Raw genomic sequence first — 12,129 nt, 5'->3', positions numbered from 1 at the left:
GCCATGCGCGAGAAGCCTTTACACATCGGTGTGTTCGGTCTGTTCGGCGCCGGCAACAGCGGCAACGACGGGTCGCTGGAGGCCGTCCTCGACCACCTCAGGGCCGCTCGTCCCGACGCGGTCCTGGACGCGATGTGCGGCGGCCCCGAGACCGTCGCGACCCGGTACGGCATTCCCGCGACCCGGCTCAACTGGTACCACGGGGAGTACCGGACCGCTTCACGCGCGAGCGCGATCGCGGCGAAGGCCCTGGGCAAACTCGTCGACGTCTTCCGCACCGCCGCCTGGGTGCGCCGGCACGACGCGGTGATCGTGCCGGGCACCGGCGTGCTGGAGACCACCCTGCCGCTCCGGCCGTGGGGTTTCCCGTACTCGCTGTTCCTGCTGTGCCTGACGGGCCGGCTGTTCGGCACCCGGGTCGCGCTGGTCAGCGTCGGCGCCGGTGCGATCGGCAACCGGCCCACCCGGGCCCTGACCCGCTGGTCGACGCGGCTGGCCGCCTACCGCTCGTACCGGGACCCGCAGTCGCGCGAGGCGATGCGGATGATGGGCGTGGACACCGCGCGGGACGAGGTCTACGCGGACCTGGTGTTCGCGCTGCCCGCGCCGTCGGCGAACGAGCCCGCGGGCGCACCGGGCCCGGTCTGCGTGGGCGTCATGGACTTCCACGGCAGCAACGACGAGCGGGCCCGCGCCGAGGAGATCCACCGGCGCTACCTCGACGGGACGACGCGGTTCGTCCGCGCGCTGGCCGAGGAGGGCAGGGCGGTCCGGCTGCTCACCGGCGACGAACTCGACCGGCCGGTGGCCGCCGCGATCGCCGACGCGGTGGGCTCGCCGCTGGTCACCGTCGCCGAGGCGGCCTCGCTGGCCGACCTGATGAAGGAGACGGCGTGTGCCGACAGCGTGGTGGCGACCCGCTACCACAACCTGGTCTGCGCCCTGAAGGTCGGCACGCCGACCCTCGCGCTCAGCTACTCGGCCAAGAGCGACGCGCTCATGGCCGAGATGGGGATGAGCGCGTACTGCCACCCGGCCCGCGAGGCCGACGCCGACCGGCTGCTGGAGCAGTTCCGGGAGCTGGAGCGGCGGTCGGCCGAGGTGCGGCGGGCCCTCGTCGAGCGGAACCTGGTGGTCGCCCGGCGCGTCGAGCAGCAGTTCACCGCCCTGGCCGCGGCCCTGTTCCCCGCGGCCGGCCACACCCACGCCCTGCGGGAGGCGCCATGAAGGCGACCCAAGTGCCGGAGATCGCCGGTGCGTACCTGTTCGAGCCGACGCCGCACTCCGACGAACGCGGCTTCTTCTGCCGCACCTTCGACGCCGAGGTGGTGCGCTCCGTCGGTCTGGACCCGGCCGCCTTCGTCCAGGACAGCGTCTCCCGCTCGGTCCGGGGCGTGCTGCGCGGCCTGCACCTGCGCTCCGGCGCGGGCGAGGCCAAGCTGGTGCGGTGCTCGTACGGCGAGATCTTCGACGTGGTCGTGGATCTGCGGGCGGACTCGCCGACCTACCTGGGCCGGGCCTTCTTCGAGCTGTCCGGCCGGACGCAGGCGACCGTGTACGTCCCGGCGGGGTGCGCGCACGGCTTCCAGTCGCTGACTCAGACCTCCGACGTGTCGTACCGGATCGACCGCCCGCACGATCCGGCCGAGGACGTGACGATCGCCTTCGACGACCCGGAGCTGGCCATACCCTGGCCGCTGCCGGTCACCTCGACGTCCGCACGGGACCGGGGGGCGCCGAGCCTCGCCGAGGTCCTCAAGCACCGGGAAGGGTGAGGCAGGCATGAGCACCGAGGAACTCGACCTGCCCCGCTCGCGCCGGGCGAACGAACGGCTGCACGCCATGGTCCCCGGGGGCGCGCACACCTACGCCAAGGGCGACGACCAGTATCCGGAGAACCTGGCCCCGGTGATCAGCCACGGCCGGGGTGCCCATGTGTGGGACGTCGACGGCAACCGCTACATCGAGTACGGCTCCGGTCTGCGCTCGGTCAGCCTCGGCCACGCCCATCCCCGCGTGACTCAGGCCGTGCGGCGGGAACTCGACCGGGGCAGCAACTTCGTCCGGCCGTCCGTCGTGGAGGTCGAGGCCGCGGAGCGCTTCCTGGCCACGGTGCCGACCGCGGAGATGGTGAAGTTCGCGAAGAACGGCTCCGACGCCACCACCGCCGCGGTGCGGCTGGCCCGGGCCGCCACCGGGCGCCCGCGGGTGGCCGTCTGCGCCGACCACCCGTTCTTCTCCGTCGACGACTGGTTCATCGGCACGACGCCGATGTCCGCCGGTGTCCCCGCGGCGACCGGGGAACTCACGGTGGCGTTCCCCTACGGCGACCTGGCCGCCACGGAGGAACTGCTCGCCCGGTACCGGGGTGAGGTCGCCTGCCTGATCCTGGAGCCCGCCACCCACGCCGAGCCGCCGCCCGGCTACCTCGCCGGTCTGCGCGAGCTGGCCGACCGGCACGGCTGCGTCCTGGTGTTCGACGAGATGATCACCGGTTTCCGCTGGTCCGAGGCGGGCGCCCAGGGCCTGTACGGCGTCGTCCCCGACCTCTCCACCTTCGGCAAGGCGCTGGGCAACGGGTTCGCCGTCTCCGCGCTGGCCGGGCGCCGGGAACTGATGGAGCGGGGCGGTCTGCGGCACTCCGGGGACCGGGTGTTCCTGCTGTCCACCACCCACGGTGCGGAGACGCACGCGCTGGCCGCCGCCATGGCCGTGCAGAGCACCTACACCGAGGAGGGCGTCACCGCCCGGTTGCACGCCCTCGGCGAGCGGCTGGCCGCCGGGGTCCGCGAGGCCGCGGCGAGCATGGGGGTCGGCGACCACGTCGTCGTCCGAGGGCGGGCCAGCAACCTGGTCTTCGCCACCCTCGACGAGAACGGGCAGCCGTCCCAGCCGTACCGCACCCTGTTCCTGCGCCGGCTCCTCGCGGGCGGGGTGCTGGCACCGTCGTTCGTGGTGAGCAGCGCGCTCGGCGACGACGACATCGAACGGACCGTCGACGTGGTGGCGCAGGCCTGCGCGGTGTACCGCAAGGCGCTGGACGCGGCCGATCCCACGCCCTGGATGGCCGGGCGGGCGGTGAAGCCGGTGTTCCGCCGCCGGGCGTGAGGTGAGGTGCACGGGGCGCCGGAGAGCCGACGGCGTCCGCGCCCCGACAGCGTGTCAGTGGCATTCCTGCCGACCGGCGTTGGCTCTCCGGTCGGCAGGTTCGTCCGCCGGGCCCTCGGCCGTCGCGCGCCCGGCCAGTCGGCCGGCCGTGCGGTCGACCAGCCACGCGCTCACCGGCAGCACCGCCAGCGCGGTGCACCAGCCGCCGACGGTGTCGGTCGCGTAGTGGGAGCCCAGGGCCACCTGCGCCCAGCCCATGGCGGCGCCGGCCACCAGCCCCGCGGCGAAGACGAACGCCGTGCCGGCCGCCCGGCCCAGGCGGAGGCGGCCGGCCGCGAGCAGCGACACCATGAGGGCGATCGCGGTGAGGAAGGCGGTGTGCCCGCTCGGGTAGGACAGGTTGTCGCCGTGGATGGTGCGTCCCACCACGGGCTTGAGCAGCGTCGTCGTCCCCACGGTCAGACCGGCGCCGGTCACCACGAACACCGCGGCGCGCGGCCGCCGAAGCAGCAGGCAGCCCGTCACGATGCCCGCGACCAGCAGCACCGCTCCCGCCGGCTCCCCCAGGAAGTCCGTGACCAGGGCGACGTGCCGCCAGGGCGGACCCGCCCCGTCCACCACCGCCCAGATCCGCGCGTCCGCGGCCCCCGGCTCGCTGTCGTCGGCGTAGGTGAGCCCGAGGACGAGGACCACCAGCGCGGCGAGTGCGGCGATCAGCCCCAGACCCGGGCGCAGCGACGACGGCAGCACCGCGGGCGCCGGCCGACCGGTCGGCCGCCCCCCACCCCCGGGCGGCCTGCGGTACTCTCCCACGTCCTCGCCCACTCCCCCGGCCTCGCCCGGCTCGCCGGCGAACGCGCCGATCACTCTCGGGTCCAGCCCCACCGTAGTCGTTCCCGCAAGCCTGATAACAGCCGATTCGGGCCATTGCGCCAAGGGTGCCGTGAATCGTTCGGCGCTCTTCGCGTCCGCCGGTTTGACCTTGACACCGTGACAAGGTCTTCACTGCGGGCCAGGAGGTGGTCCCGATGACCATGACGAGTCAGGACCCGGACCCGCTGCGGTTGCTCAGGGCTCTGGAGGACGAGCGTGCGTCCGTGCGGCTGCGGGCGGCCCTCGCGGTCGGCTCGGCGCCGGACCCGCGCTTCGTGGCGAAGCTCGTCGAGCGGTCCGCGGTCGAGCCGGAGTTCTTCGTCCGCGACATGCTGACCTGGGCGCTCACCCGCCATCCGGTGTCCATGACGCTCGACCGGCTGGTCGGCGAGGTCCGCTCGGACCGCCCGCAGGCACGCAGCCAGGCGCTGCACACACTGTCCAAGATCGGGGACCGGCGGGCCTGGCCGGTGATCACACCTGCGGTGCTCCGCGACCCGGACGACGAGGTGGCGCGCAGTGCCTGGCGGGCCGCGGTCGTCCTCGTCCCCGAGGGCGGGGAGTCCGGCCTGGCGGCCGTGCTCGCGACGCAGCTGGGACGGGGTGGCCGGGAGACGCAGCTCAGCCTCAGCCGGGCGCTCGTCGCGCTGGGCGAGGCGGTCGTCGGGGTTCTCGACGCCGCGACGACCGGCACCGAGCCGCACGTGCGCGCGCACGCCCTCGCCACCCGGCGGCTGCTGCGCGACCCGGACGCCGGCTTCGAGTCGGCGATCGAGGAGGCGAAGCGCGTCGTGGCCCTTGGCGGGTCCTCGCCCGAGGGACGATGAAGGTGTGTTGATCGGTGAGGTGGCGCGACGGTCCGGTGTCAGTGCCCGCATGCTCAGGCACTACGAGTCGCTCGGCCTGGTCCGCCCCTCGGGCCGCACCGGCTCCGGCTACCGGGAGTACTCCCGTCAGGACATCCGGCGGATCTTCCACATCGAGAGCCTGCGGTCGCTGGGGCTGTCGCTGCGCGAGATCGGGCGGGCGCTCGACGAGCCCGGGTTCGCGCCCTCGGCGCTCGTGGACGACCTCATCCGCCGGACGCGCGAACGCATCGCGGCCGAGACCGAGCTGCTCACCCGGCTGCGCCGGATCGATGCCGCGGGACCCGCCGGCTGGGAGGACGTCCTCCAGGCCGTCTCGCTCCTCCAGGCTCTCGGCTCGAAGAGCGCGGACGCGCGCCAGCGGGCGGCCCTCTCCTCGGTCGGCGAGGCGGCGGTGCCGGTGGAGGCCCTGGTCGAGGCGGCGCTCGGCGAGACGGACCCCAACGTCGCCGGGGCCCTTCGCTGGGCGCTGGCACGAGCGGGCGACGACGCCGCGGCGCTGCTGGCGGAGGGCCTCGGCTCACCGGTGGCCGCGGTACGGGAGCGTGCGGTCCGGGCCCTGACCGAGCTGCCCGGCGGTGAGGCCACCGCGCGGCTGCGGCACGCCCTCGAAAGCCCCGACGCCCAGGTCCGCGGGTACGCGGCGCTGGCGCTCGGGGCGCAGGGGGTGGCCGAGGCCGTCCCGACGCTCATCGACATGATCGTGGCGGGCCGCAACGACACCGACGCGGCCGACGCGCTGAGCGTGCTGGCGAGCGACACCGCGACCGCGGACCGGATCGCGGCCGGGCTCGTCGGGCGCCTCGCCCACGACACCACCGAAGGGCCCGCGCGCGGCCGGCTGACCCAGGCACTGGCGGGCGTCCCGGGCACGAGGGCTTCCCGTGCGCTGGCGGAGCTGTCGCGGGACGAGGACCGTGCCGTGGCGCTGACCGCGACGTATCTCCTCCGGCTGCGCGGAGCGGGGTGACGTCCCGGGGGTAAATGCGTCGACAGCGCGCCCGCGTGCCCGGCAGTATGTCGGCCCGTGACGAGCAGCGAACTGTGGACCCGTGAGACCGCCGACCGCTACGACGCCGAGGAGACCGAGTCCGGGATGGCCTCCGCCGCCGTCCTCGGACCGACCCTGGACTTCCTCGCCGAACTCGCCGGGGACGGCCGGGCGCTGGAGTTCGCCATCGGGACCGGACGCGTGGGCGTCCCGCTGCGCGAACGCGGTGTGCCGGTGGCGGGCATCGAGCTGTCCCAGCACATGGCGGCGGTCCTGCGGCGCAAGACCGACGAGGAGACGCTGCCGGTGACCCTCGGGGACATGGCCACGACCGTCGTGCCCGGCGAGTTCACCCTGGTCTACCTCGTCTACAACACCATCACGAACCTGCTGACCCAGGACGAGCAGGTCGAGTGCTTCCGCAACGCGGCTCGTCATCTGAGCCCGGGCGGCCGCTTCGTCATCGAGCTGGGTGTGCCACCGCTGCGGCATCTGCCGCCGGGACAGGTCGCGGTGCCGTTCGACGTCTCCGAGCGGCATCTCGGCTTCGACACCTTCGACCTGGTCGAACAGGTCCTCGTCTCCCACCACTTCACCCGTGACCCGGCCGACGGCAGCTACCGCCGCGACAACTCCCGGCACCGGTACGCCTGGCCCGCCGAACTCGACCTGATGGCCCGGATCGCCGGGCTCGAACTGGAACGCCGCGTGGGGGACTGGGACGGGACCCCGTTCACGCAGGACAGTGCGAGGCACGTCTCCGTGTGGCGCAAGCCCGCTTGACCTCGCCCTGGGGCAACGCCGAGGGCGGGCCGCGTGGGAGGAACGGCCGGAGGCGGCGTCCTGCCCGCACGAGTCACAGGTGAAGTACACCGTGCCGGTGCTGCCGATCGGCGTGGAGCTCGCTCAGTCGCCCTCGGCCGCCGGTACCGGCATCGACAGATGGGCGAGGTCGCCGGGCGGGGGCGTGCTGACCGGCCACAGCGGGGCGGGCGTACCGTCGGCGACCGCGGCCGGGGCGTCGGTCAGCCGCATCCGGTCGCGCAGCCGGCCGTAGAAGTCCATGGGGCCCAGGCGTACCGCCCGCAGCCTGCGGGGCGCGGCGTAGACGCCGAGCCAGTCGCCCGGGTCGAGTACGCCCCGCAGCTGCCCGTCGATGCTCACGGCGGCCCGGCCCGAGCGTTCGAGGATGCGCAGTCCGACGGGTTCGTCCGGTGCGGTGACCACGGAGCGGTCAAACGTCATGTGCGGGGCCACGGCGGTGAACACGAGCGCCTCCGCGCGCGGCGAGACGACCGGGCCGCCCGCGGCGAAGCTGTAGGCGGTGGAGCCGGTCGGGGTGGCGACGAGCAGCGCGTCGGCGGAGTAGGAGGCCAGCAGCCGGCCCGCGATGTAGACGCCGACGGAGACCTGCCGGTCCCGGGACAGCTTTTCGAGCACCACGTCGTTGAGGGCTGTGACGTTCAGGGCGATGCCCCACTCGTCACCGCTCTCGCAGTCGGTCCGCACCCGCGGGGGAGGCAGCAGCGGGCCTCGCCCGTACCGCAGGAGCGCTTCCATCTCCGACGGGATCTCCAGCAGCCGGGAGGCACGCAGAGTGAGCAGCATGCGGCTCTCCGGCTCCAGGTGGTCGTCCCGGACGGCGTCGAGGGCGGAGCGCACCGCGGGCGCGGGGACCTCGGTCAGGAAGCCCACCCGTCCCAGGTCCACGCCCAGGATCAGGGCGTCGTTCTCCGCGGCCAGCCGTGCGCCGCGCAGGAAGGTGCCGTCACCGCCCAGGGTGACGACGAGGTCCGGGTCGCCGGCCGCGTCCACCTCCTCGCGGGCGCTGCGCCGCCCGTCGCCGCTCCACACGTCGATGTCCGTGCACGCCACGGCGTTGCGGTCGCACCACTCCCGGACCTCCCGGGCGGCTTCCGCGGCGCCCTCGCGTCCTCCGTGGACCACGAGTCCGACCCGCTCGATCGTCACCTCTGCCTCCCTGCTCCCGGGCCGCGCTCCCGGGACCGCGGTCGACGGAATCCTCGCCGACCCCCGCGGCGAGGCGGGCCGCGACATGCCGGGGCGCCCTCCCCCGGCCGGTGGGTCGCGCATCAGGTACCGAGTAGGTACCATGCCGGTATGCCATCACTCAACGTGACCTTCACCGAGGAAGAAATGGAAGGTGTCCGCGCCGCGGCCGCGGCCGAGGGCAAGAGCCTCAAGCAGTACATGCACGACCTCGGTGTCCGTGAGATGCAGCGCAAGCGGTTCGTGGCAGGCGCCGTCTCGTGGGCGGACCGGCTGCGGGCGGAGTTCGACGAGGCGTTCCCGGACGAGGTCCCCCCGTCCCAGCGCGGGGGAGTCAGCGCCGCCTGATGAGCGAGCCCCTGTACATCGACGTCCCATGGCTCCTGGACGTCCAGGACGCCGCTCTGGACAACGAGGACGTGTCGGTCACGGACTACTCGGCCCTGGTGGCGGCGGTGGCCCGGCACAAGACCCGCATGCCGACCCTGGCCGCGTCCAACCCCGACAGCGCCTGGCGCGCGGCCGCCCTCCTGCACACCGTGGTGCGGCTCGAACCGCTCCCCCACCGCAACAGCCTCTTCGCGGCCTTCGTCACCGGCCAGTACATGGACCAGTCCGGAGAGGGCATCGATCCGCCCTACGGGGCCCTGTCCGACCTGATCAGAAAGGTCCGCGAGACCGGACTGAGCATCTACGAGATCGCCGACGTGCTCCGTTCCTGGCGCATCTGACCGGCGGGGCCGTCACCCGCCGGCCCTCACACCGCACGCCAGATGTTGTCGAACGCCGCTCCCTCGATGCTGCGGCGCTGCCGGGTGGCGGCCAGCTCCACCACGGCATCGTGCACCGCGGCGAGGACCGTGGCGACGCCGTCGTCCCCGGGGTCCGCCACCTCGTCGGCCGACTCGTGCCGGATGCCCACCGCGGCCGCCAGACCCACCAGGACCGGATCACCGACGGTCCAGCGGTCGTCGGCACGCCGACGCGCCGACGGATCGGTGGGGGCCGGCCGTTCGGCACCGCGCCGTGCCGTCCACCGCGGGCGCCTGCGACCGCCGTCGTCCGCCCCCGCGGCGGCGAGGTACTGGCCCGCCAGCCCGTCCCCGCGGCGCCACAGCCAGTCCGTCACCGACTCGCTCTGCTCCTGGCCGGCCTGGGACGCCGCCTCGTCGAGGAGCCGGTCGTCGGATCCGCTCGCCGCGAGCGGCCGCAGAAGGGTGCCGTCCAGCGCCACCCGTCCCGCTGCCAGCAGGTCGATCAGCTCCGCCCCGGCCAGGGCCAGCGACAGGTCGCCGCGCTCGACCGGGTAGTCGGAGGGAACGTCGAGGGAGACGATCGTCAGGTCGTGCGCTGTGGTCATGGCGGAACTCCCCATCTGTCACATCTGCTGCGACACCCCTGCCGCGACCCGGTTCAGCCTACCCACGGCCGCAGCTTCTCGGGGTTGCGGACGACCCAGATACGGCTGACGCGGCCTTCGGCGAGGCCGAAGGCGGCCACGGTCACGACGACGCCGTCACGCCGGGCCACCAGCCCCGGGGCGCCGTTGACCGAGCGCTCCAGGAGTTCCAGGCCCGGCGCCTGCTCGGCGATCGCGACCATGTACCGGGCGATGCGGGTCCCGCCCTCGACCGGGCGCAGGACCGTGCCCGCCCGGCCGCCGCCGTCGGCGGTCATGACGGCGGCCGGGTCGAGCAGGTCGACCAGGGCGGCGATGTCCTTCGTCTCCCACGCCGCCTTGACCTGCCGCACCACCTCGGCCTGCACGCCGGGGGTCTCCCGGGTCCCCGCGTCGCGCACCCGGCGCCGGCCCGAGGCGGCGAGCTGCTTGCAGGCCGCAGGGGTCCGCCGGAGGATGCCCGCGATCTCGGCGAAGGGGTAGCGGAAGACGTCGTGGAGGACGAAGGCCACCCGCTCGGCGGGGGTCATCGACTCCAGGACCACGAGGAAGGCCATGGTCACCGACTCGTCCAGGACCAGTTGGTCGGCGGGGTCGCTGCCGATCCCGTCCCGCTCGGCCCGGGCGGGCAGCGGATCGGGCAGCCACGCACCGACGTAGCGCTCGCGCCGGGCCCGCGCCGAGCCGAGCACGTCCAGGCAGACGCGGCAGGTCACGGTCGTCAGCCAGGCACCCGGGGACCCGATCTCCGCCCGCCTGCCGCTCGGCAGCGCGTACCAGCGCGCGTAGGCCTCCTGCACGGCGTCCTCGGCCTCGGCCGGCGAACCGAGCAACCGGTGGGCGACGTTGATCAGTCGGCGCCGTTCTGCGTCCGTCGCGCCGGTCCTCGCCCCAGCCGTCCCCATGCCCGACCGCCCCCGCTCAGTCCTCGGCCTTACCTTTCGCCGACCTGTTTCGTCGGGTGGGTGAGACCTTACCGATCCACTGCCCCCGGGGCGGAAAAGAGGACCGCGGCATGGCAACCCAGGTGACGGCGCGACGCCGGACCTCCTTCCTGCACATCGCGATCACCCTGCAGACACTGACCATCCTCCTCCAGGCGGTCTCCGCCGGACTGCTGCTGACCGCCTCCTACGGGGAGACGCTGCACAGCGTCGGAGCCCGGGTGATGTACGGGGCGTCGATGCTGTACGTGCTCGCGGCGGTGCTGGCCTGGAAGCCGGGCGGCGGTCCGCTGCGGCCCGTCCGGCACGCCTGCGGCTTCCTGGTCCTCGCCTCGGCCCAGGTCGTGCTCGGCATCGCGCACGTCCCGTCGGTCCATGTCCCCCTGGGCGTGCTGATGTTCGGGCTGAGCGTGCTGGCACTGGCACGGCGCTGAACTCCACCGCGCCACGGGGTCACGCCTGTTGCCGGGCGTGGCGGAGGCAGGAGGCGGCCACCACGAAGGGCCACAGCGACTGGAGCGAGGTCACGACGCGTTCGGCGACGCCCGCGTCACCGTGGCGCCGCATCTCGATCAGGAACCACACCCCGCCGGCGGCCATCAGGGTCGTCACCCCGATCGACGGCGCGAGACGCAGCGCCCAGGGAGCGGCCGGACCCCCGTTGACGGCCAGCACCGGCCACACCGCCAGCAGGGTGAACCCGACCACCACCACCGCGCCGTGACGCAGGGAGCCTCCGCTGCTCGGCGCGGGAAGGGCCACCAGGGCCAGCGCCGCCAGTCCGCCACCGCCCAGCGCCACGCGCCCGGCGGTGGCGGCGGCCCGCAGCCCCCACGCGGTCAGCAGGTGGCAGACGCCCAGCGCCAGGAAGGCCGTCGTCATCACCCAGAACCCGGCGGCTCCGTAGGACCCCAGGACGCTGATCGTCTGGGTGACGGGGTCGTAGGAGGACCCTTCGGCATGCGCGGCGGCGGTCCAGCCTGCGATCAGCAGCACGGGCGCGCATCCCGACGACAGCAGGACCCACCGGGGAACAAATCGCATCAGCCAACCATAAAGCGCCCTCGTGCGGCTCCGCGCTCATGGTCCTCACACGGGCGGGTTGAGGGTGCGGAAGTACGTCCAGCTCGTCTCGTTCGGCTCGCTCCACTCTTCCGGCGCCCGCGCGAACCGCGGGTGGTGGTCGGCGATGTAGGCGCGGGTGCGCTCGGGCACCTCGGCGTACGACCCGAGCTTGCGGCCCCGGCAGTGGAAGGTGAGCCCGCCGGGCCGCGTGCCGCGGGCCATCCACGGGAGCCACGGGGACATCCGGGTCCACGACATGGTCGCCGGGACGCTGGGGGCGGGGCCTGCCAGATCCGCCCGGTGGGCGAAGAACTGGAAGAGTTCCAGGGCCCGGTACGTGTCACCGGCCGAGTGGGAGGCGTACTGGGCCACGGGCAGGGGCGAGGGGTAGGCGAGCGGGATCTCCAGGCTGAAGCAGACCTGGGCACCGAGGTCGGTGGTCGGCACCGGGAAGCGGCGCCACTTCTGGTTGGCCGGGTCGTTCCAGACGTGCACCACCGGCAGGTCCCGCCAGGTGTCCAGGATCTCGCGGGTGACGGGGTCCAGGTAGAAGGCGGCCTCCCGGGTGAGCAGCCGGTAGGCGTCCGGTCCGTCCTCGGCGTCCTGGGCCAGGCGGGCGACGTTGACCCCCTCGAAGCCGAAGACGTGCTCGTAGGGCTCGTCGGGAGCCCACGCGTACACGTTTCCGGACCACCAGTACGTGACTTCCTCACCGTCGAGCGAGGCACGGGTGCGGGCCAGGGAGCGGAGCGACTGCGCGGGTGTCGTCATGGACGTACTCTGCGCGACCGTCACCCGTGCCGGGCGGGAAACGACACGTCCCGCCCCGGAAACGGCCGGAAGCTTGCGTTCCGGGGCACCGGCGCACGCCTC

The 12,129-nt window shown here is 73.8% G+C and carries 15 protein-coding genes; 9 read left to right on the top strand and 6 right to left on the bottom strand.

Annotated elements, in window-relative coordinates:
• Positions 1-3 precede the first annotated feature (3 nt).
• From K7854_RS13630 to K7854_RS13620, 3 genes are read left to right on the top strand one after another with little or no spacing between them, the layout of a single operon-like run.
• The gene (locus tag K7854_RS13630; RefSeq protein WP_372481031.1) at positions 4-1,227 is read left to right on the top strand and encodes a polysaccharide pyruvyl transferase family protein; all 1,224 of its coding nucleotides are present in this window, start codon (positions 4-6) and stop codon (positions 1,225-1,227) included.
• Positions 1,224-1,775, top strand: coding sequence for a dTDP-4-dehydrorhamnose 3,5-epimerase family protein (locus K7854_RS13625; RefSeq protein ID WP_226026724.1), 552 nt, complete (start codon positions 1,224-1,226; stop codon positions 1,773-1,775). Before K7854_RS13630 ends, K7854_RS13625 begins: the two co-directional genes overlap by 4 nt.
• Before the next feature lie 7 nt (positions 1,776-1,782).
• Complete coding sequence (locus K7854_RS13620; protein WP_226026723.1) at positions 1,783-3,108, top strand: glutamate-1-semialdehyde 2,1-aminomutase; 1,326 nt, start codon at positions 1,783-1,785, stop codon at positions 3,106-3,108.
• Between the two features lie 54 nt (positions 3,109-3,162).
• Here K7854_RS13620 and K7854_RS13615 read toward each other — a convergent pair whose 3' ends face one another.
• Positions 3,163-3,921, bottom strand: coding sequence for a phosphatase PAP2 family protein (locus K7854_RS13615; protein ID WP_226026758.1), 759 nt, complete (start codon positions 3,919-3,921; stop codon positions 3,163-3,165).
• Positions 3,922-4,136: 215 nt separating this feature from the next.
• On the opposite strand from K7854_RS13615, the gene K7854_RS13610 reads away from it, so the two are divergent.
• The 3 genes from K7854_RS13610 to K7854_RS13600 are packed head-to-tail and all read left to right on the top strand — an operon-like array spanning position 4,137 to position 6,621.
• Positions 4,137-4,808 carry a HEAT repeat domain-containing protein gene (locus tag K7854_RS13610; RefSeq protein WP_226026722.1) on the top strand — a complete coding sequence of 224 codons (672 nt, stop codon included), beginning with the start codon at positions 4,137-4,139 and terminating at the stop codon, positions 4,806-4,808.
• 4 nt (positions 4,809-4,812) lie between these two features.
• Positions 4,813-5,817: a MerR family transcriptional regulator gene (locus K7854_RS13605; protein ID WP_226026721.1), complete on the top strand. Its 1,005-nt coding sequence runs from the start codon at positions 4,813-4,815 to the stop codon at positions 5,815-5,817.
• 57 nt (positions 5,818-5,874) lie between these two features.
• Positions 5,875-6,621, top strand: a complete 747-nt coding sequence (locus K7854_RS13600) for a class I SAM-dependent DNA methyltransferase (protein ID WP_226026720.1) — start codon at positions 5,875-5,877, stop codon at positions 6,619-6,621.
• 123 nt (positions 6,622-6,744) lie between these two features.
• On the opposite strand, the gene K7854_RS13595 is transcribed toward K7854_RS13600, so the two are convergent.
• A complete protein-coding gene (locus K7854_RS13595) occupies positions 6,745-7,809 on the bottom strand; it encodes an NAD(+)/NADH kinase (RefSeq protein ID WP_226026719.1) in 1,065 nt (354 codons plus the stop codon).
• Between the two features lie 150 nt (positions 7,810-7,959).
• Between K7854_RS13595 and K7854_RS13590 the strand changes: the two genes are divergently transcribed.
• Together K7854_RS13590 and K7854_RS13585 are read left to right on the top strand one after the other, a co-directional pair.
• Positions 7,960-8,196 (top strand): hypothetical protein, encoded by a 237-nt coding sequence (locus K7854_RS13590; protein WP_226026718.1) that lies wholly within the window; start codon positions 7,960-7,962, stop codon positions 8,194-8,196.
• On the top strand, positions 8,196-8,579 hold the full coding sequence (locus K7854_RS13585) for a toxin Doc (RefSeq protein WP_226026717.1): 384 nt from the start codon (positions 8,196-8,198) through the stop codon (positions 8,577-8,579). Before K7854_RS13590 ends, K7854_RS13585 begins: the two co-directional genes overlap by 1 nt.
• A 26-nt stretch (positions 8,580-8,605) precedes the next feature.
• Here K7854_RS13585 and K7854_RS13580 read toward each other — a convergent pair whose 3' ends face one another.
• The gene (locus K7854_RS13580) at positions 8,606-9,208 is read right to left on the bottom strand and encodes a GPP34 family phosphoprotein (protein WP_226026716.1); all 603 of its coding nucleotides are present in this window, start codon (positions 9,206-9,208) and stop codon (positions 8,606-8,608) included.
• A 53-nt stretch (positions 9,209-9,261) separates the two neighbouring features.
• Positions 9,262-10,152 carry an RNA polymerase sigma factor SigJ gene (gene sigJ, locus K7854_RS13575; RefSeq protein WP_226026715.1) on the bottom strand — a complete coding sequence of 297 codons (891 nt, stop codon included), beginning with the start codon at positions 10,150-10,152 and terminating at the stop codon, positions 9,262-9,264.
• 110 nt (positions 10,153-10,262) lie between these two features.
• Between sigJ and K7854_RS13570 the strand changes: the two genes are divergently transcribed.
• A complete protein-coding gene (locus tag K7854_RS13570) occupies positions 10,263-10,625 on the top strand; it encodes a hypothetical protein (RefSeq protein WP_226026714.1) in 363 nt (120 codons plus the stop codon).
• 19 nt (positions 10,626-10,644) lie between these two features.
• Here the strand turns inward: K7854_RS13570 and K7854_RS13565 are convergent, their stop codons facing one another.
• Together K7854_RS13565 and K7854_RS13560 are read right to left on the bottom strand one after the other, a co-directional pair.
• The gene (locus K7854_RS13565) at positions 10,645-11,235 is read right to left on the bottom strand and encodes a DUF998 domain-containing protein (protein WP_226026713.1); all 591 of its coding nucleotides are present in this window, start codon (positions 11,233-11,235) and stop codon (positions 10,645-10,647) included.
• 45 nt (positions 11,236-11,280) lie between these two features.
• Positions 11,281-12,027, bottom strand: a complete 747-nt coding sequence (locus K7854_RS13560) for a DUF1838 family protein (protein WP_226026712.1) — start codon at positions 12,025-12,027, stop codon at positions 11,281-11,283.
• Between the last annotated feature and the right edge of the window lie 102 nt (positions 12,028-12,129).

It is taken from the genome of Streptomyces hyderabadensis (assembly GCF_020404845.1).
Lineage (GTDB): Bacteria > Actinomycetota > Actinomycetes > Streptomycetales > Streptomycetaceae > Streptomyces > Streptomyces hyderabadensis.
This window is presented reverse-complemented; position numbering and strand designations above follow the sequence as displayed.